Raw genomic sequence first — 249 nt, forward strand, 5'->3', positions numbered from 1 at the left:
TTCGGTAGCCGTTACCGGTATAAAGTCCGTCGATACCTGCGCGCAGGCTGTCGCCTGAAGCTCGCTCAAAAGCTCGCTCGCCGACGGGGCCCAAGGCATCGGCAGGCACAAAAGAAGCGAGAGTGCGTGCTGCGGGCTTCGCCGCGAGAATATCGAAGGCCCGCTGCGCATAGCTGCGGTCTGCGATCTTGGACCGCGCCTCGGCAATCAGTCGGGTGTCCAGAGTGAGCGGTGGCAAAGTCCCCGTCG

General features: G+C 63.5%; 1 protein-coding gene. It reads right to left on the bottom strand.

From position 1 onward, the window contains the following. The coding region (locus tag CH341_RS33060) for an ImcF-related family protein (RefSeq protein ID WP_146604816.1) at positions 1 to 249 on the bottom strand (249 nt) is incomplete at both ends.

It is taken from the genome of Rhodoplanes roseus (genome assembly GCF_003258865.1).
Classification (GTDB): domain Bacteria; phylum Pseudomonadota; class Alphaproteobacteria; order Rhizobiales; family Xanthobacteraceae; genus Rhodoplanes; species Rhodoplanes roseus.